18 protein-coding genes and 1 pseudogene are annotated in these 16,654 nt (G+C 71.4%); 14 read left to right on the forward strand and 5 right to left on the reverse strand.

The window, feature by feature from the left end:
* Positions 1-14: 14 nt before the first annotated feature.
* The 6 genes from QM595_RS02285 to mutM all read left to right on the forward strand — a co-directional run bounded on the left by QM595_RS02285 (position 15) and on the right by mutM (position 4,926).
* Positions 15-1,049 (forward strand): NAD-dependent epimerase/dehydratase family protein, encoded by a 1,035-nt coding sequence (locus QM595_RS02285; RefSeq protein WP_415169902.1) that lies wholly within the window; start codon positions 15-17, stop codon positions 1,047-1,049.
* 73 nt (positions 1,050-1,122) lie between these two features.
* Entirely contained in the window at positions 1,123-2,376 is a 1,254-nt protein-coding gene (locus QM595_RS02290) for a hypothetical protein (protein ID WP_415169903.1), read from the forward strand.
* A 32-nt stretch (positions 2,377-2,408) separates the two neighbouring features.
* Complete coding sequence (locus QM595_RS02295) at positions 2,409-2,960, forward strand: YceD family protein (protein ID WP_415169904.1); 552 nt, start codon at positions 2,409-2,411, stop codon at positions 2,958-2,960.
* Positions 2,961-3,052: 92 nt separating this feature from the next.
* The gene (rpmF, locus tag QM595_RS02300; protein ID WP_415169905.1) at positions 3,053-3,238 is read left to right on the forward strand and encodes a 50S ribosomal protein L32; all 186 of its coding nucleotides are present in this window, start codon (positions 3,053-3,055) and stop codon (positions 3,236-3,238) included.
* A gap of 76 nt (positions 3,239-3,314) precedes the next feature.
* Positions 3,315-4,004, forward strand: coding sequence for a ribonuclease III (gene rnc / locus QM595_RS02305; RefSeq protein ID WP_415169906.1), 690 nt, complete (start codon positions 3,315-3,317; stop codon positions 4,002-4,004).
* Positions 3,997-4,926: a bifunctional DNA-formamidopyrimidine glycosylase/DNA-(apurinic or apyrimidinic site) lyase gene (gene mutM, locus QM595_RS02310; RefSeq protein ID WP_415169907.1), complete on the forward strand. Its 930-nt coding sequence runs from the start codon at positions 3,997-3,999 to the stop codon at positions 4,924-4,926. The genes rnc and mutM overlap by 8 nt, the downstream gene beginning before the upstream one ends.
* Here mutM and QM595_RS02315 read toward each other — a convergent pair.
* Both QM595_RS02315 and QM595_RS02320 read right to left on the reverse strand, forming a co-directional pair.
* Positions 4,854-5,258, reverse strand: coding sequence for a type II toxin-antitoxin system VapC family toxin (locus QM595_RS02315; RefSeq protein WP_415169908.1), 405 nt, complete (start codon positions 5,256-5,258; stop codon positions 4,854-4,856). The genes mutM and QM595_RS02315 overlap by 73 nt on opposite strands.
* Complete coding sequence (locus QM595_RS02320; RefSeq protein WP_415169909.1) at positions 5,255-5,533, reverse strand: type II toxin-antitoxin system Phd/YefM family antitoxin; 279 nt, start codon at positions 5,531-5,533, stop codon at positions 5,255-5,257. The genes QM595_RS02315 and QM595_RS02320 overlap by 4 nt, the downstream gene beginning before the upstream one ends.
* 199 nt (positions 5,534-5,732) lie before the next feature.
* Here QM595_RS02320 and QM595_RS02325 point away from each other — a divergent pair.
* A pseudogene (locus QM595_RS02325) lies at positions 5,733-5,831 on the forward strand (acyl-CoA dehydrogenase family protein); the annotation flags it as partial.
* 55 nt (positions 5,832-5,886) lie between these two features.
* Here the strand turns inward: QM595_RS02325 and QM595_RS02330 are convergent.
* The 3 genes from QM595_RS02330 to QM595_RS02340 form a co-directional block, all read right to left on the reverse strand.
* Positions 5,887-6,507: an Ig-like domain-containing protein gene (locus tag QM595_RS02330; RefSeq protein WP_415169910.1), complete on the reverse strand. Its 621-nt coding sequence runs from the start codon at positions 6,505-6,507 to the stop codon at positions 5,887-5,889.
* 267 nt (positions 6,508-6,774) lie between these two features.
* Positions 6,775-8,031, reverse strand: a complete 1,257-nt coding sequence (locus QM595_RS02335) for a sensor histidine kinase (RefSeq protein ID WP_415169911.1) — start codon at positions 8,029-8,031, stop codon at positions 6,775-6,777.
* Complete coding sequence (locus tag QM595_RS02340) at positions 8,028-8,693, reverse strand: response regulator transcription factor (RefSeq protein ID WP_415169912.1); 666 nt, start codon at positions 8,691-8,693, stop codon at positions 8,028-8,030. The genes QM595_RS02335 and QM595_RS02340 overlap by 4 nt, the downstream gene beginning before the upstream one ends.
* Before the next feature lie 175 nt (positions 8,694-8,868).
* Here QM595_RS02340 and QM595_RS02345 point away from each other — a divergent pair, with 175 nt between their 5' ends.
* The 7 genes from QM595_RS02345 to smc all read left to right on the forward strand — a co-directional run.
* Complete coding sequence (locus tag QM595_RS02345) at positions 8,869-9,558, forward strand: hypothetical protein (RefSeq protein ID WP_415169913.1); 690 nt, start codon at positions 8,869-8,871, stop codon at positions 9,556-9,558.
* A complete protein-coding gene (locus tag QM595_RS02350; protein WP_415169914.1) occupies positions 9,555-10,664 on the forward strand; it encodes a peptidoglycan-binding protein in 1,110 nt (369 codons plus the stop codon). The genes QM595_RS02345 and QM595_RS02350 overlap by 4 nt, the downstream gene beginning before the upstream one ends.
* Positions 10,661-11,434 (forward strand): ABC transporter ATP-binding protein, encoded by a 774-nt coding sequence (locus QM595_RS02355; protein ID WP_415169915.1) that lies wholly within the window; start codon positions 10,661-10,663, stop codon positions 11,432-11,434. Before QM595_RS02350 ends, QM595_RS02355 begins: the two co-directional genes overlap by 4 nt.
* Positions 11,431-12,642, forward strand: a complete 1,212-nt coding sequence (locus QM595_RS02360) for an ABC transporter permease (protein ID WP_415169916.1) — start codon at positions 11,431-11,433, stop codon at positions 12,640-12,642. Before QM595_RS02355 ends, QM595_RS02360 begins: the two co-directional genes overlap by 4 nt.
* 141 nt (positions 12,643-12,783) lie before the next feature.
* Positions 12,784-12,981, forward strand: coding sequence for a hypothetical protein (locus QM595_RS02365; RefSeq protein ID WP_415169917.1), 198 nt, complete (start codon positions 12,784-12,786; stop codon positions 12,979-12,981).
* Between the two features lie 62 nt (positions 12,982-13,043).
* The gene (locus tag QM595_RS02370) at positions 13,044-14,087 is read left to right on the forward strand and encodes an MFS transporter (RefSeq protein WP_415169918.1); all 1,044 of its coding nucleotides are present in this window, start codon (positions 13,044-13,046) and stop codon (positions 14,085-14,087) included.
* 122 nt (positions 14,088-14,209) lie between these two features.
* Positions 14,210-16,654, forward strand: a 2,445-nt coding sequence (gene smc / locus QM595_RS02375) for a chromosome segregation protein SMC (RefSeq protein WP_415169919.1), incomplete at its 3' end; no start/stop codon positions are given.

Consider the following 16,654-nt stretch of genomic DNA (forward strand, 5'->3'; position numbering starts at 1 on the left):
AGAAGACAGCATCCATGACCACTGACCAGCAGCGCGTTCTTGTCTCCGGCTCGGCCGGCTTCATCGGCGGCTACGTAGTAGAGGAGCTCCTCAAGCGGGGCTACAAGGTCGTCGGCATCGACAACTACTCGAAGTACGGCAAGGTCGAGAAGTCCTACGACGACGACCCCAACTACGAGTTCTACGAGGAGGATGCCCGCAACGTCGACCTCATGACCAAGCTGCTGATGGACTGCGACCACTTCATCGCGGGCGCGGCGCTCATCGGCGGCATCTCCTACTTCCACGCCTATGCCTACGACCTGCTCGCCACCAATGAGCGGATTATGGCCAGCGAGTGCGACGCCGCCATCGAAGCGCACCAGCACGGCCGGCTCAAGAAGGTCACCTACCTGTCGAGCTCGATGGTCTTCGAGTCGACCGAGCACTGGCCCTCCAAGGAGGGCGACGAGCGCAAGGTGCCGCCGCCGCTGTCGTCGTACGGCTTCCAGAAGCTCGCTGTCGAATACTTCGCCAAGGCCGCCTGGGACCAGTATCAGCTGCCCTACACCATCGTGCGGCCGTTCAACTGCGTCGGCATCGGCGAGGGCCGGGCACTGGGTGACGTCGAGATCGACTCCGGTAACGTGAAGCTGGCGATGAGCCATGTCGTGCCCGACATCGTGCAGAAGATCGTTAAGGGACAGGATCCGCTCCACATCCTCGGCGAGGGCAACCAGATCCGTCATTACACCTACGGCGGAGACCTGGCGCGCGGCATCGTCGAATGCATGGAGCAGGACGCTGCCTACAACCAGGACTTCAACATCTCCACCCCGGAGTCCACCTCGGTGCGCGAGCTGGCCGAGGTGATCTGGAAGAAGATCAAGGGTGACGCCCCGCTCACCCTGGTCAGCGACCCCGCCTACGAGTACGACGTCCAGAAGCGCGTCCCGGACGTCACGAAGGCCAAGGAGGTGCTCGGTTTCGAGTGCACCACCAGTCTCGACGAGATGCTCGACGAGGTCATCCCATGGGTGACGCAGGCCGTTGCCGACGGTCGGCTCTGACCCACCCGGTCGCGTGAGCCTAAGACCCCCGGCCGACAACGTGGTCCACCACGAGCGCTCTCGGCTAACCCGCGTGCTGCCCTGGCTGGGCTGGCCGGTGCTGCTCGGCATCGGTGTCGCCGCGACGCTGTTGCGCGACGGCGACGCCGCAGTGCGCGGAGTGATCTGGGCCGAGGACGGCCGGATCTTTCTCACCGATGCCTACCGGCACGGACTCGGGGCCCTGCTGGCCCCCTACAACGGCTACGGCCACGTGCTGGATCGATGTCTGGCAGCGGTGATCGTGGCGGTGGTTCCCCTCTCTGCGCAGGGCATCGCGATCAACGTCACGGCTGCGCTCGGTCAGGTCCTGCTGGCGGTGCTGGCCCGCGCCGTCGTCGCCTCGCACACCCGATCGCGCTGGCCGGGATGGGTGGCGTTCGCCTATATCGTCTTGGTGCCGGTCGGCCCGGAGACTCCGGCCTCGATCGCCAACCTGCAGTGGGTCCTGCTGTGCGTCGCGCCCCTCGCCGCGTGTTGGCTTCCACGAGGCCGCGGTGGACAGATCGGGTCCGCGGTGGCCGTGGCGGCGTTCGTCGGTTCCAGCCCGTTCGGGGCGATCGCGGTAGTCGTGGCAGGTCTCGGCTGGCTGGTCACCCGGTCGCGGTTCCATGTAGCCCTCGTCGTCATCGCAGCGGTAGGCGCGCTCACCCAGGCCGTTGTCATCCTGGGAGCACCCGCACGGGAGGTCTCCCACCGGATCGACCTGACCGCGTTGCTGTCGGGCTACGCTCGCCGCGTCGTCGGCGACGGCTTCCTGGGTTTGCCCAGTCCGGCCGACGCCTCTACTGCTGATCAGCTGTGGCGGGTAGTTCTCCCGGTACTCCTCATCCTCGCCTTGCTGATCGTCGTGGTCCGGTCCGACCGCCGTGGGCTCTGGCTGCCCCTCGGCCTGATCGTCCTGTCCGTCGGGATCTATGCCGTCCCGACTACCTTGGGTGGCACGCTGGTGGACAATCCATATGCTGACGCACGCTACTTCGTCGCGCCCGCCGTGTTGTTGGTGTGTGCGGTCCTGATCCTCGCCGACATGGCCCTAGGCAACGCCCGCGGCTGGCTCCGGCAGGTGGGCCGCGGAGCCACAGTCGTTGTCGTAGCGGCCCTGGTATGGGCGCTCGCAGTCAGTTACGACGCCCCCCGGAATTGGCGCCGCGACGGCTGGACCTGGGCAGAGCAACTCGGGCCTGCCCGTGCCCAATGCGCCAAGCAGGCCGAGGCCGAGGTCCAGGTGCCGATCTGGCCACCTCCATGGGTCGCTTTCGTGCCGTGTGATCGCCTCGTCGAGTGACGGTCCAATCGGCTGCTCGTAGGCTTGCAGTCATGACCCATCTCGACCCGCGAGCCCCGCTCGTGATCGACACCCGCGACCTCAGCCGGCGGCCGGGCTCGCAGCGTGAGCTCTCGCTGACCGTGCCCGCGCCCGCCGACCTCGGCATCGAGGTGCTGGCCGTCCCCGAGGGCGACCCGGTCGACCTGGAGCTGCGGCTCGAGGCGGTCATGGACGGCGTACTCGTCACCGGTGCCGCACAGGCCGATCTCGCGGGGGAGTGCGTGCGCTGCCTGGAGCCCATCGAGGACGAGGTCGAGGTCACCTTCCAGCAGCTCTTCATGTACGACGACACCCGCGACGCCGAGACCATCGACGAGGACGAGGACGTCGCGGTCATGCACGACGACCTGCTCGACCTCGAGCCGGCGCTGCGCGACGCGGTGGTGCTGGCGCTGCCCTTCCAGCCGCTGTGCGAGCCCGACTGCCCCGGCCTGTGCCCCGACTGCGGAGCCCGGCTCGCCGACGACCCCGATCACCACCACGAGACCGCCATCGACCCCCGCTGGGCGTCGCTGACCGCTCTCGCCGAGGGCGACGAATAACACCTGAGCGCCGCCGTCGCCTAGGATTCTCAGGTTGCCCGAGCCGGTCGTGCGCCGGGCGTTGACTTCCTTGTCGTAGTTGGAGGAGAGAAATGGCTGTCCCGAAGCGGAAGATGTCGCGCAGCAACACGCGCCACCGTCGCTCGGCCTGGAAGGCCGTCGCGCCCACGCTGGTGACCTGCACCAACCCCGCCTGCGGTGCCCAGCACCTCCCGCACCGTGCGTGCGGCGAGTGCGGCCAGTACGGCGCCCGGGCCGACCGCCGCCAGGTCCTCTGACCCTGCTCTGTGAGAGGCCGGTCCACTGACCGCCGACACGGACTACACCGAGCTGCGTGAGGCGCTCGGGGACCCGGTGCTGGACCCCGAGCTCCTTGAGCGCGCCCTCACCCACCGTTCCTACGCCTACGAGCATGGCGGCCTGCCCACCAACGAGCGGCTGGAGTTCCTGGGCGACTCCGTGCTCGGCGTGGTCGTGACCGAGACGCTCTACCGCGTCCACCCCGACCTCCCGGAGGGCCGGCTGGCGAAACTGCGGGCTGCGGTGGTCAACGCCCGCGCGCTCGCCGAGGTCGGCCGCGGCATCGGCCTGGGCGACCACATCAAGCTCGGCCGGGGCGAGGAGGCCACCGGCGGCCGCGACAAGGACTCGATCGTCTCCGACACCGTCGAGGCGGTGATCGGCGCCGTCCACCTCTCCGGCGGCATCGAGGTCTCCGCCGAGTTGGTCCACCGGCTCTTCGACCCGCTCATCGAGGCGGCCTCGGCGCTCGGCGCCGGCCTGGACTGGAAGACGTCCCTGCAGGAGCTCGCCGCCGAGCGCGGCCTGGGCGTCCCGGAGTATGTCATCACCGACTCCGGCCCCGACCACATGAAGACCTTCAACGCCCAGGTCCGGGTCGGCGAGCAGCTCTACGGCAACGGCGTCGGCCGCTCGAAGAAGGAGGCCGAGCAGGCCGCCGCCGAGACGGCGTACGGCGAGATCGTCGAGTACGCCGCGCCCGAGTCCGGTGCCGCGCCCATCGCACCCGGGTCCGGTGCCTGAGCTCCCCGAGGTCGAAGTCGTCCGTGCCGGACTCGAGAGTCACGTCGTGGGCGCCACCATCCGCGCCGTCGACGTGCTCCACGAGCGGCCGATCCGCCGCGACCCGACCGGGCCCGCCGGCTTCGTCGCCGCACTCACCGGCCGCACCTTGCTCGCCGCCCGCCGCCGCGGCAAGTATCTCTGGCTGCCGCTCGACAGCGGCGACGCCCTGCTCGGCCACCTCGGCATGAGCGGCCAGCTGCTGGTGCAGCCACCGCACTCGGCCGCCGAGCGGCACCTGCGGGTGCGCTTCGGCCTCGACGGCGCCGCCGAGGGCCGCGAGCTCCGGTACGTCGACCAGCGCATGTTCGGCGGCCTCTCGGTCAGCCCCGGCGGGGCCGAGCTGCCGGCCGAGATCGCCCATATCGCCCGGGACCCGATGGACCCCGAGTTCGACGACGACCTCTTCGTGAGCCGGGTGCGCCGCAGTGCCAGCGGCATCAAGCGACTGCTGCTCAACCAGACCGTCATCTCCGGCGTCGGCAACATCTACGCCGACGAGGCGCTGTGGCGCGCCGCGCTGCACGGCGAGCGGCCGGGCGTCCGGCTTTCCCGCGGCGCCACGCTGGAGTTGCTCGGCCATGTCCGCGACGTGATGGCCGAGGCGCTGCAACAGGGCGGCACCTCCTTCGATGCGCTCTACGTCAACGTCAACGGCCAGTCCGGCTACTTCGACCGCTCCCTCTCGGCGTACGGGCAGGAGGACCGACCCTGCTCCCGCTGCGGCACCCCGATCCGCCGGGTAGCGTTCATGAACCGCTCGTCCTACTTCTGCCCCGTCTGCCAGCGTCGCCCGCGGCGAACCGGGGATCAGCCCGCCGCACCCGGAGCGATCACATCGAGCCCGAGAGCGCGAGCGGCGTCACCGAGCCTGCGGTCGTAGGTGAGGACCGCTGCGGCATCCAAGCGCAGCGCCGCTTCGAGATGCAGGGCGTCCAGCGTACGCAGATGGGGCACGGGCAGGAATCCCGCGCTGCGGTAGACGGCCCGGTCGAGGGCCGCCAGCGTCACCCCGTCGAGGATGCGGGTCACGTCGGCCTGGTCGAGCTCTTCGCGGACGGCGATACGGCGCAGTTCCGTCTCGAGGAGGTCGCTGGAGATCAGCTCGGACGTGGTCTGATCGAGCCAATCCAGGATCGCCGTGCTCTCGGGCTGATCGATGAGCAGCGCGGCGAGCGCCGAGGTGTCGACGTAGACGAGCGGGCGGTCCGTCACCTCCGGTCTCCGCGGAGGTCCTCGAGGACCTCGGAGAGCGGCTGTCCGCCGGTCTTCCGGCGGATGCCCAGTGCGGCCCACCCGCCCTCGCGCCTGGCCGGGTGGGCGATCCTCAGGGTAGGGGCAGCGGCGTCGATCGGCACGATCCGGCCGACGGGGACTCCACTGTTCGTCAAGATGAAGGAACGCCCCTCGCTCACGGCTCGCAGCACGCGGCCGGACTCATTGCGCAGCTCCCGCTGCGACAGGCTCTCGGTCGGGTCGATGGGGCTCATGACCCAAGAGTAGCACCCGTGCTACGCATGGCTGTGGCGGCGATCTCAAGGCGTACGTCGACCAGCGCGTCAACGGGGACGCCTACAGTTCCCGCAGCGAGTACGAGCGGGCGTCGAGCGGGCGGCGCTCGTCAGGCCCGCCCGAGCCGGAGGCGTACGACGAGTCCTCCGCCGTCCCGGGGTGTGAGCGTGAGCATGCCGCGACGCCAAGATCACCCAGATCTACGAGGGCACCAACCAGGTGCAGCGCATCGTGATGGCCCGCCAGCTCCTCGCCGGCGTGCAATCCACGCTCTGAGCGAGACGCCGAGGGGCGGGAGCATGGTGCTCCCGCCCCTGCCTGCGTCGGTCGATCAGGTGCGGTCGAAGGTGTCGGTGTAGGTCTTCACGCCGTAGTTGGTGTCGGTGTTGACGTAGGTGACGTCGACGTCGTACTCGCCGTCCTCGGTGGCCTTGGAGAAGGTCGTCGACCAGTTGCCGTCGGCGTCGACGGTCACCGTCTTGGTGGCGTCCAGGTCGCCGCTGGGGTCGTAGATCTTCACCTTGATGGTGGAGTCGGCGGCCGCCGTGCCGGAGATCGTCGTGGTCTTGTCGCTGGTGTTCTTGGCCTTGACGGTGATCTTCTTGTAGGCGCTGCCGATCTTGATGACCTTCTTGGCGGTCTCGCCGTCGGCGGAGAACTTCACGATGTACTTGCCGGCGCTCTCGGGCGCGAAGGTGTAGCTCAGCTTGCCGCTCTCGCTGACCGTGGTCTTCGTCGTGGTGACGTCGTCGGACCCCGAGCTGGTGAGGGTGATGGTGGCGCTGGCCCCGTCGTCGAACTTCTTCGCAACGACCGTGTAGGTGGTGTCGCTGGCCGAGCTCGTGGTGCTTTCGATGCTCGCGGCACTCGCGGAGGTCGCGGTTCCGAGCGACAGTCCGGTGACGGCGATGGTGCCTGCGGCGGCGAGTCCGGCAATGCGCTTGCTGATCATGAATGGGTCTCCTTCTTCGTTGACGAGCCCGCTCGGGGGCCAGTGCTGACGAAGGTAGGAAGCCTGGCTACGCGTTACCGGTGTGATTACTGAGATGTTTCTAGGAGTGGACGAAAGGGCGCCGTCACCATGCTCATCGCCAGCCTGATCGGAGCGTCCGTCGCCATCGGCAACGCGGCGTCGTCCGCGGCGGCCGCGCTTCGCGTCGAGGCCACAAGGCCTGTCGACGCGGCCGCGCGACGGTAGGCGTCGAGCGGGCGGCGCTCGTCAGGCCCGCCCGAGCCGGAGGCGTACGACGAGTCCTCCGCCGTCCCGGGGTGTGAGCGTGAGCATGCCCTCGTGGGTCTCGGCGATGCTCTGCACGAGGGTGAGACCCAGTCCGAGGCTTCGGGTGCCGGCGATGGTTCGGGTGTCGCGGCCGCGGTTGAACGGCTCGGTGAGCCGGGTGGTCTCCTGCGGGGTGAGCATCGGGCCGCTGTTGCCGATCTCGACCCAGGCCCGATCATCGGTGGCTCCGGTGGCGATGTGGATCGTCCCCTCCCGGTGGTTGTGGCGGACGGCGTTCTCGACGAGGTTGTCGATCGCGAGTGTGAGCAGGGTCGGATCCACGCCGGTGACCGATGCCGGGGCGAGGCTCGTCGTGACGGTCAGGTTCGCGGCCTCGATGTCGTCGGCGCGGCTGGCGAGGCTGTGCTCGACGACGGCGGGGAGGTCGACCGGACCCTCGGGGTCGTCGGGGTCGTCGGGGGCAGTCGGGACGACGGTGGCGCGCGCGAGCCGGAGCAGCGCCGCGATGAGCTGTTCGCTGCGTCGGTTGGCGTCGAGGGCGCGGCGTACGGCGGCTTCGAGGTGCCCGGGCACGCGTCCCTGCTCGAGCGGGATCTCCAGGGCGGTGCGGGTCGTGGTGAGCGGGGTGCGCAGTTCGTGCGAGGCGTTGGCGATGAAGCGCTCCTGTCGGGTGAAGGACGCCTCGAGCCCGTCGAGCATGGCGTCGATCGTGTCGCCGAGCTCCTTGATCTCGTCCGCGGGGCCGGGCAGACGAAGGCGCTGGCGCAGGCCGTCGCGGGTGATCCGCCTGGCCGTGTCGGTGATCTGCCCGATCCTGGCGAAGGATCGTCGAGACAGCCACGATGCCGCGACGACGGCGACGACGGTGAACACCGCCAGGGTCGCGATCGACCAGACCAGGAGCCCGGAGAGCACTTCGCGGGAGAGGGAGGTCGTCTGCTGGACGAGCACGCTCGTGCCGTCGGTGCCGACGCTGATCTGACCGTGTCCGGAGTCGTCCACGCCGCCGCGGATCTCGGTGCAGCCGGAATCCGTGGGCGGGTCGTCGCTGCCGACGAAGGTGATGCTGGTGCCGTCCGCGCATCCGGCGAGAGTGTCGATCGCCGTGTCGAAGAGCCCACGGACGAGCAGGTATTGGACACCGAGCAGGGCGATCCCGCCGGCGACGAACACCACGGCGATGAGCGCCGTGAGGCGGGTGCGGAAGCTCCACCGGCGTTTCGTGGCGGCGCTCACGCTCGTGCCTCGATCCGATAGCCGACCCCCGGGCTGGTGCGGATCACGTCCGGGTCGCCGAGCTTGCGACGCAGGGTGTGGATGGTGAGCTTCACCACCGAGCGGTTCCGGTCCGCGGGGTTCTCCCACACGTCGGCGAGGAGGTCGTCGGGGTGGACGTGGCCGCCGTCGGCGTACAGCAGCGATTCGAGCACGCCGAACTCCTTCGGGGTGAGGGCAAGCGGTCGGCCGTCCCGTTCGGCGACCCGCCGGAGGGTGTCGAGACGGACGTCGCCGGAGCTGAGGACGATCTGGTTGCTCTCGGTGGCGCGACGGGCCAGGGCACGCAGCCTGGCCAGGAGCTCGACGTAGGCGAAGGGTTTGGCGAGGTAGTCGTCGGCCCCGAGATCGAGCCCCGCGACGCGGTCGTCGAGAGTGCCGGCTGCGGTGAGCATGAGGATCCGCATCGGGTGCTGCTGGTCGCGCAACGTGCGGCACACGACATCGCCGCGGAGCTCGGGGAGGTCACGGTCGAGGATCATGATGTCCACGTCCACCTGCCCGGCCTTCACGAGCGCGGCGGCACCGTCGTGGACCACGTCGACGAGGTACCCCTCGCCGCGCAGCCCGTCGGCGAGGGAGTCGGCCAGATCCACCTCGTCCTCGACGATCAACACCCGCATCTCCTGCCTCCACTCCGCGCTGTCGGGCTGTGTTCGTCCATCGTCTCGTGTCCGCCATGGTCACATCCGCGAGGTTTGGTCGAGGTTAGGTCGATGCAGACCTGGACCGAACCCGGCCCTGCGTAGAACTGCCTCCGAGCGGTGAGAGCCACCGCCGCAGTCCACGGAGGTATCCATGACGACCCGCAACCTGTTCGCCGCCCTGGCCGGGCTCACCGTCGCGGGGGCACTCGCGTTGACCGGCTGCACCGCCGGCTCGGAGACCCCGGTGGAGCCGGGCGAGAGCGCGCAGGGCGGCACGGAGGACGCCGCGGCCTTCCTCGCCTGCCTGACCGCGGCGGGCGTGGAGGCGAAGATCACCGACAGCGGCCAGGTCGCGGTCAAGGCGGGGGCGGGGTCCGCCGAAGGCGGAGCCGTCTCCAGCGGAGACGGACTCCTCGGGATGGAAGGGGACGACGAGGGCAACACCTGGGTGATCCCGGTCGACTCGGCGTACTTCGCGGGCGACGCCGTCACCCAGGACGCCTACGCCGCCTGCGAGGCGGAGCACCCGGACTTCGAGCAGCCGCAGATCGTCCCCGGCGAGGATCCCGCGGAACAGGAGCAGCAGGCCGAGCAGGAGGAGGCCGCCCTCGCGTTCGCCCAGTGTGCCCGCGCGAACGGGTACGCCCAGTTCGAGGACCCGGACTTCTCACGGGCGAACGCGCTGCAGATCCCCGCCGATCTCACCGAGGCCGAGTTCCGGGCGGTCCTGGAGGAGTGCTGGGATCGCGACGCGGCCGTGTTCAACCTCGGCCAGCCCCTCGACGCTCCCTTCGAGGCCTGGGCCGTCCTCGAGGAGTTCCTGGGTACGCCCGCGTCATGAGCAGGGGATCTCGCTCCCGCACCGCGCTTCGGCTCCTGCTCGTCGTGGCCGCGGTCGCGGCCGCCGCCGCAGGCGCCACGATCGCGATCCGGAGGCCGTGGGAGGGCGCCGCGGAAGCATCGGCCGGATCGCCGGCATCGTCCGCGGTGACCGTTCCGGTCGAACGGGGGACGCTCACGAGTCAGCTCCGGCTGAGCGCGACGCTCGGCTACGGCGACCCGATCGCGCTCCCCGCCTCCTCGGGGATCCTCACCGCGCTGCCGTCGCCGGGGCAGAGGATCGAGGCCGGGCAGGCGGTCTACGAGAGCGACGGCAGGCCCGTCGTCCTCCTCCAGGGCGCGCGCCCGCTCTGGCGCGACCTGTCCAGCGGCGTCGACGACGGCCCCGACGTGCTCCAGCTCGAGCAGAACCTGGCCCGTCTCGGGTTCTTCGACCGCGAGCCGGACGACCGGTTCGACTGGTGGACGACCGACGCGGTACAACGCTGGCACCGAGCGCTCGGTCTGCCGACGACCGGCACGGTGGCGGTGGCGGACGCCGTCGTGGTGGATGCGCCGAGCATCCGGCTCGCTCAGGTCACGGCCGAGCTTGGGCAGGCCGGAGTCAGCCCCGGCACCTACACCGCCACCACGCTGTCGGCGACGGCGACGCTCACGGCCGCGCAGGCGCGCGAACTCACCGCAGGCACACCGGTCACGGTCGTGCTGCCGGACGGGACGGAACTGGAGAACACCCTCGCGGCCCTCGATCCGGGCGGGCAACCGGCCGGGGAGGACGGGCAGACGACGCCGGCGACGGCGACGATCGAGTTCCCCGATCAGGAGCAGGTCGCCTCCCTCGGCGCGGCCTCCATCCGGGTGATCGTGCAGAACACCGAGGAGAGCGAGCAGACGCTCATCGTGCCCGCGACCGCGCTGATCGCCACGGCGCAGGACAGCTACGCGGTCGAGGTGCTCACCGGCGAGCGGATCGTGCGGGTGCCGGTGCGGATCGGGCTCGTCGCCGACGCTCGGGTGCAGATCCTCGCCTCCGGCCCCGACGTCGCCGGCGCTCCCGCCGACTCGCCCAGCCTCGCGGAGGGCGAGTCGGTGGTGGTCTCACGATGAGCGTCGCAGTTCCGGTCCTCGTCGGCGAAGCGGCCCGGGTGCCGGTGATCGAGGCCCGCGGGGTGGCCAGGACCTACCCGGGCACCCCGGCCGTGCGAGCACTGCATCCCAGCTGGCTGCGCATCCATGCCGGCGAGCAGCTGGCGATCCTCGGCGCCTCCGGATCGGGGAAGAGCACGCTGCTCGCGATCCTCGGCACCCTCGACGACCCGACCGAGGGCACCCTGCTCGTCGACGGTCGGGAACTCACCGCCATGCCGGAGGCCAAGCGGTCCGCGATCCGCGCCTCGCGGATCAGCTTCGTGTTCCAGCAGTTCCACCTGATGCCGGCCGTGTCGGCGATCGAGAATGTCGCCACCGGACTCCTCTACACCGGCGCGTCGCCGAAGGAACGGGTCGAGCGCGCTCTCCTCGCGCTCGACGCGGTCGGCCTCGGGCACCGGCTGCGCCATCGCCCCGGCGAGCTGTCCGGGGGCGAGCAACAGCGGGTCGCGATCGCCCGCGCGCTCGTCCGCGAACCGGCGGTCCTGTTCGCCGACGAGCCGACCGGAGCGCTCGACTCCGCCACCGGAGAGGCGATCGTCGAGCTGCTCACCCGGATCGCCGGCGCCGGCACCGCCGTCGTCGTGGTCACCCACGACGCCGGGGTCGCCGAGCGATTCACCCGGCGCATCCGGCTCAAGGACGGCCGGATCCTCGACCCTCGCCCACCCGAGGCCGAGCCGAGCGGCGTCGCCGCGTCGCCGAACACCGGGGGAGCCGACCGATGAATGTGGACGCCGTACCCCTTGCTCCCAGCAGGTTCCGGCCCCGCGACCTGCTGCGCACCGCCTGGCTCGGACTCGCCAGCCGACCCCAGCGGACCGCGCTCGCCTCGCTCGGCGTCGCGATCGGGATCGCCTCCCTCACCGCGCTGACCGGCACGGCGGCGTCGAACCGGGCCCACCTGCTCGCCGAGCTCGACCGGAGGGGAGCCAACCTCGCCGTCGTCGCCCCGGCGGCAGGTCCCGACGACACCCTGGTCCCACTGCCGCAGACCGCACCGCAGACGACTCGGCGCGTCGACGGGGTCGCCGACGTGGGCGTGTTCGAGACCGCGCCCGAGGACATCCACGTCTACCGCACCGACGTCGTGCCGCAGACCGAGACGAACGGCGTCCGGGTGGCCGTCGCCCGTCCGGACGCGCTCCGGGCGATCGAGGGTGAGCTCGCCTCCGGGCGCTGGTTCGACGACGCCACCCGTGGCCTGCCGGTCGCGGTCCTCGGCCGCACCGCCGCGGACCGGCTCGGCCTGACCCGACCCGGAGACAGGATCTGGATCGGTGGGCAGTGGTACGGGGTGCTCGGCATCCTCGAATCCGCCGGCCTCGCCACCGACGTCGACGCCTCCGCGATCCTCGGCGACCACTGGGTGCGCGACACCTTCGAAGGCGCCACGATCGGCGACATCTCGGCCATGTACGTCCGGGCGGAACCCGGACAGCTCTCCCAGGTCACCGACCTGCTCGCCTCCGCCGCGAGCCCCGGGTCGGCGTTCGTCTCCGTCCACACCCTCACCGAGCTCGCCGGCGTCCGCGGCACCGCCGAGGACTCCCTCAGCGCCCTCGGCGTCGCTCTCGCCGCCATCGCCCTCCTCGTCGGCGCGGTCGGGATCGCGAACACCATGGTCGTCACCGTCCTCGAGCGCCGCGGAGAGATCGGGCTGCGCCGATCCCTGGGCGCACGCCCCGCGCAGATCGCCGCCCAGTTCGTCACCGAGGCCGCAGCCCTGGCTCTCGTCGGCGGCGTTACGGGCCTCGGCCTCGGGGCTGCGGCGGCGAGCGTCGTCGCGCTCGCCGCGGGGCAACCTGTCATCGTCCCGATCGAGACGGTGGCGGCCAGCCCGGTGATCGCCGCACTCGTCGGCGCGGCGGCGGGCCTCTGCCCGGCCCTGCGAGCCGCGCGCCTCTCGCCGACCCTGGCGCTTCGCGCGTCGTGACCCCAGCCTCGCCGAGAGCCGCAGGGCAGAGGCCGGCCCGCGAGTTTGACCGAGTCCGCGAGGAGTGGGACTCTTGGAGACGGCCCGGTTGCCGGCGAGGGAGACCGGGCGACTTCCTCCGATCCCACAGAAGGAATGGTCATGGCGAAGGCGCTGATCGGCTACCTGAACAGCGACCTGCGGACTCCTCACCCTCTCGTGGTCGACAATGCTCGGCTGCGCGCGCGGGTGCAGGAGCTCGAGGCTCTCGTGCTCACCCTGAAGCAGGAGAACGACGCGCTGGTGGCCCAGGCGGCCGAGCACGTCGAGTCGCACATCCAGGAGATGCAGCCCGCCTGAATCTTCCGCCCTCGGCGGAACAGGGTGACTGCGCGGCGGGCGGCGTCTAGCCTCTCGTCCTTGTGAGCCGACTCCTCGAAGTCATCGCCCCCGGGCGGCTGGGAGTCGGCTTTCGCTATCTCCTGGGCACCAGCTGGCTCAACGCGCTCGGCGGCGGCATGGCCCTCGCAGCCGGACCGCTGCTCGTGGCCAGTCTCACCGACGACGCTCGGCTCATCTCGCTCACCGCCCTCCTGGACTGGCTGCCCGGCTTCGCCTTCGGCCTGTACGCCGGGGTGCTGGCCGACCGGCACGACCGCAACCGGCTCATGGTGCTCGCCAACGTCCTGCGCGGCCTCGCGCTGGGCGTGCTGGTGCTCTTCCTGGCGACCGGCTGGGCCACGATCTGGCTGATCCTGCTCACCATGCTGGCCATCGGCACGGCCGACACGCTCTACGGTGCGGCCGGCCGCACCGTGCTCCCGATGATCGTCCCCAGGGCGGATCTCGGCATCGCCAGCTCTCGCTTCCAGTTCGGCTCGATGGGCATCAACCGGCTCATGGCGCCGCCGCTCGGTGCCGCCCTGTTCACGCTTGCGCACTGGCTGCCGTTCGTCACCCAGCTGGTCTGCCTCGGCCTCGCGGCGCTGTTGCTGAGCCGGCTGAGGCTGCCCCCGCACGGCGTCGCGCCGGAGGACCGCCGCCACGCCTTGACGGAGATCCGCGAGGGCTGGGCCTGGTCCTGGCGTACCCGGGCTACCCGCGTCCTCAACCTCCAGATCGTCACCTCCAACGTCGCCTACGGTGCTGCCTGGGGGACGATGGTGCTCTACGCCCGGGAGCGACTCGGACTGGACGAGATCGGCTACGGCCTGCTGCTGGCGAGCGTCGCGGTCGGTGGGGTGGTCGGCTCCTTCAGCTATGGCTGGGTGGAGCGGCGCTTCAGCATCGGCGACATCATGCGCTACGGCCTGATCTGGGAGACCGCCTCCTGGGCGCTGCTCTCGGAGCACTGGGGCATCACCGCCCCCTACTGGTTCGCGTTCGTCATCGCGGCTGTCGTGCTGGTCGCGCTGTGGCGCGAGATCGGCCTGCTGGGCAAGGACGCCGCCGCCGCTGCGGCTTAGCCTGCGCGGGATCGTCGCTCGCGCTTGTTAGGGTGAGGGCGCTGAGCTTCCCCCGCGTCGGCGCCCGACGGCGTCGCCGTGTCCGCTCGACCGCCACGCCCGCCCGGTGAGGGAGCCAGACGTTGTATCTGAAGAGCCTGACTCTGAAGGGGTTCAAGTCCTTCGCGTCGGCCACGACGCTCCAGCTCGAGCCCGGTATCACCTGCATCGTCGGGCCCAACGGCTCGGGCAAGTCCAATGTGGTCGACGCGCTCGCCTGGGTGATGGGCGAGCAGGGCGCCAAAAGCCTGCGCGGCGGCAAGATGGAGGACGTCATCTTCGCCGGTACGTCGGGGCGGCCACCGCTGGGACGTGCCGAGGTCGTGCTGACGATCGACAACACCGACGGCGCCCTGCCGATCGAATACGCCGAGGTGACGATCAGCCGCACCATGTTCCGCTCCGGCGGCTCGGAGTATGCGATCAACGGCCAGTCCTGCCGGCTGCTCGACGTGCAGGACCTGCTCAGCGACTCCGGCATCGGCCGCGAGATGCACGTCATCGTCGGCCAGGGCCAGCTCGACACCATCCTCCACGCCACGCCCGAGGAGCGGCGCGGCTTCATCGAGGAGGCCGCCGGCGTTCTCAAGCACCGCAAGCGCAAGGAGAAGGCGCTGCGGAAGCTCGACTCCACCGAGGGCAACCTCACCCGCCTGAACGACCTGCTCACCGAGATCCGCCGCCAGCTCAAGCCGCTCTCGCGGCAGGCGGAGGTCGCCCGGCAGGCGGCCACCGTGCAGGCCGACGTCCGCGACGCCAGGGCCCGGCTGCTGGCCGACGATCTGGTCGTCGCCCGCGGCGCGCTCGAGCAGGAGCTCGCCGACGAGTCGGTGCTGGTCGCTCGCCGCGAGGAGGTGGAGGCCGCCGTCGCCGCCGGCCGGGAGCGCGAGGCCGCCCTGGAGGCGGCGCTGCGCGAGGACCTGCCCGCGCTCGCGGCCGCCCAGGAGACCTGGTTCGGCCTCAACGGGCTGCGTGAGCGGCTGCGCGGCACCGCCTCGCTCGCCGCCGAACGGCTTCGCAATGCGGCCGCCGTGCCCGAGGTCGCGCCAGGCCGCGACCCCGAGGAACTGGAGGCGGAGGCGACGCGCGCCCGGGAGCAGGAGCGCGCCATCGACGCCGAGGTGGCGAGCCACCGTACGGCGCTGGAGGAGGCCGTCAACGCCCGCAAGGCGGCCGAGGACGCGGCCGCAGAGGAGGAGCGCCGCGTCGCCGCGCTGCAGCGCGCCGCCGCCGACCGCCGTGAGGGGCTGGCCCGGCTGCACGGCCAGGTCAACGCGCTCAAGTCCCGTGCCGCCGCCGCCGACGAGGAGGTCGGCCGGCTCACCCTGGCTCGTGAGGAGGCCGCGGCCCGCGCCGAGCGCGCCCAACGCGACTTCACCTCGCTGGAGACCAAGGTCGCCGGCCTCGACGCCGGTGAGGAGGGCCTCGACGCCGAGCACGAGGCGGCCACGGCCGCCTTGGAGGACGTCGAGGACAGGCTCGCCAAGGTGCGCGAGGAGGCCACCCAGGCCGACCGCGACCGCACCGGCCTGGCCGCCCGCAAGGACGCCCTGGAGCTCGGCCTGGCCCGCAAGGACGGCGCCGGCGCGCTGCTCGCCGCCAACGACCGGGTCTCCGGCCTGATGGGCTCGGTGGCGGCGCTGCTGGCGGTCCGCTCGGGCTATGAGACCGCGGTAGCCGCCGCGCTCGGCTCCGCCGCCGACGCGGTCGCCATGACCGACGCCGACGCCGCGGTGGCCGCCATCGGGCTGCTCAAGACCGACGACCTCGGCCGCGCCGGGCTGCTGCTGGGCGGCGCGCCCGCCGACTCGGCCGACTGGCCGTCGTTGCCGGCCGGCCACTCCTACGCCGTGGACGTGGTCGAGTGCCCCGAGACGCTGCGGCCGGCGCTGGCGCGACTGCTGTTCAAGGTCGCCGTCGTCGACGATCTCGACGCCGCCCGGGTCCTGGTCGCCGCGCTGCCCGATGTCACCGCCGTCACCAGGGACGGCGACCTGCTGGGCGCCCACTTCGCCTCCGGCGGCTCCAGCGCCGGTCAGAGCCTCATCGAGATCCAGGCCGCGGTCGACGAGGCCGCCGAGCAGCTCACCGAGGCCATCTCCGCCTCCGAGCGGCTCACCTTCGAGACCTCGCGCCTGGAGGCCGAGCGGCTGGAGGCGCAGAAGCGGGTCGACGTCGCGCTGGCCAAGCTGCACGAGTCCGACGCCACGCTCGCCGCGGTGGCCGAGGAGCTGGCGCAGTACGGCGCGGTGGCCCGTGCCGCCCGTGGCGAGGCCGACCGGCTCGGGCAGGCGATCGAGCAGGCCCAGGCGTCCCGTGAGCAGGCGGTCGCCGGCCTCACCGAGCTCGAGACCCGGCTGGCGACGGCCGAGGACGCGGGCGAGGAGGAGCCCGAGGCCGGACTCCGTGAGGAGCTGGCGGAGGCCGCCCGGGCTGCCCGGCAGAGCGAGATGGAGGCCCGGCTCGCGCTGCGCACCTCCGAGGAGCGGGCCCGCGCCCTGCACGGCCGCGCCGACAGCCTGCTGCGC

The organism is Nocardioides sp. (assembly GCF_047607185.1).
Lineage (GTDB): Bacteria > Actinomycetota > Actinomycetes > Propionibacteriales > Nocardioidaceae > Nocardioides.

What these genes read in the sequence shown, in the direction of transcription:
- QM595_RS02330 (WP_415169910.1), bottom strand. Translation starts at nt 6,507, where the DNA reads ATGATCAGCAAGCGCATTGCCGGACTCGCCGCCGCAGGCACCATCGCC.
- QM595_RS02320 (WP_415169909.1), bottom strand. Translation starts at nt 5,533, where the DNA reads ATGAGCCCCATCGACCCGACCGAGAGCCTGTCGCAGCGGGAGCTGCGC.
- QM595_RS02340 (WP_415169912.1), bottom strand. Translation starts at nt 8,693, where the DNA reads ATGCGGGTGTTGATCGTCGAGGACGAGGTGGATCTGGCCGACTCCCTC.
- QM595_RS02285 (WP_415169902.1), top strand. Translation starts at nt 15, where the DNA reads ATGACCACTGACCAGCAGCGCGTTCTTGTCTCCGGCTCGGCCGGCTTC.
- rpmF (WP_415169905.1), top strand. Translation starts at nt 3,053, where the DNA reads ATGGCTGTCCCGAAGCGGAAGATGTCGCGCAGCAACACGCGCCACCGT.
- QM595_RS02345 (WP_415169913.1), top strand. Translation starts at nt 8,869, where the DNA reads ATGACGACCCGCAACCTGTTCGCCGCCCTGGCCGGGCTCACCGTCGCG.
- QM595_RS02355 (WP_415169915.1), top strand. Translation starts at nt 10,661, where the DNA reads ATGAGCGTCGCAGTTCCGGTCCTCGTCGGCGAAGCGGCCCGGGTGCCG.
- QM595_RS02365 (WP_415169917.1), top strand. Translation starts at nt 12,784, where the DNA reads ATGGCGAAGGCGCTGATCGGCTACCTGAACAGCGACCTGCGGACTCCT.
- QM595_RS02360 (WP_415169916.1), top strand. Translation starts at nt 11,431, where the DNA reads ATGAATGTGGACGCCGTACCCCTTGCTCCCAGCAGGTTCCGGCCCCGC.
- QM595_RS02350 (WP_415169914.1), top strand. Translation starts at nt 9,555, where the DNA reads ATGAGCAGGGGATCTCGCTCCCGCACCGCGCTTCGGCTCCTGCTCGTC.
- QM595_RS02295 (WP_415169904.1), top strand. Translation starts at nt 2,409, where the DNA reads ATGACCCATCTCGACCCGCGAGCCCCGCTCGTGATCGACACCCGCGAC.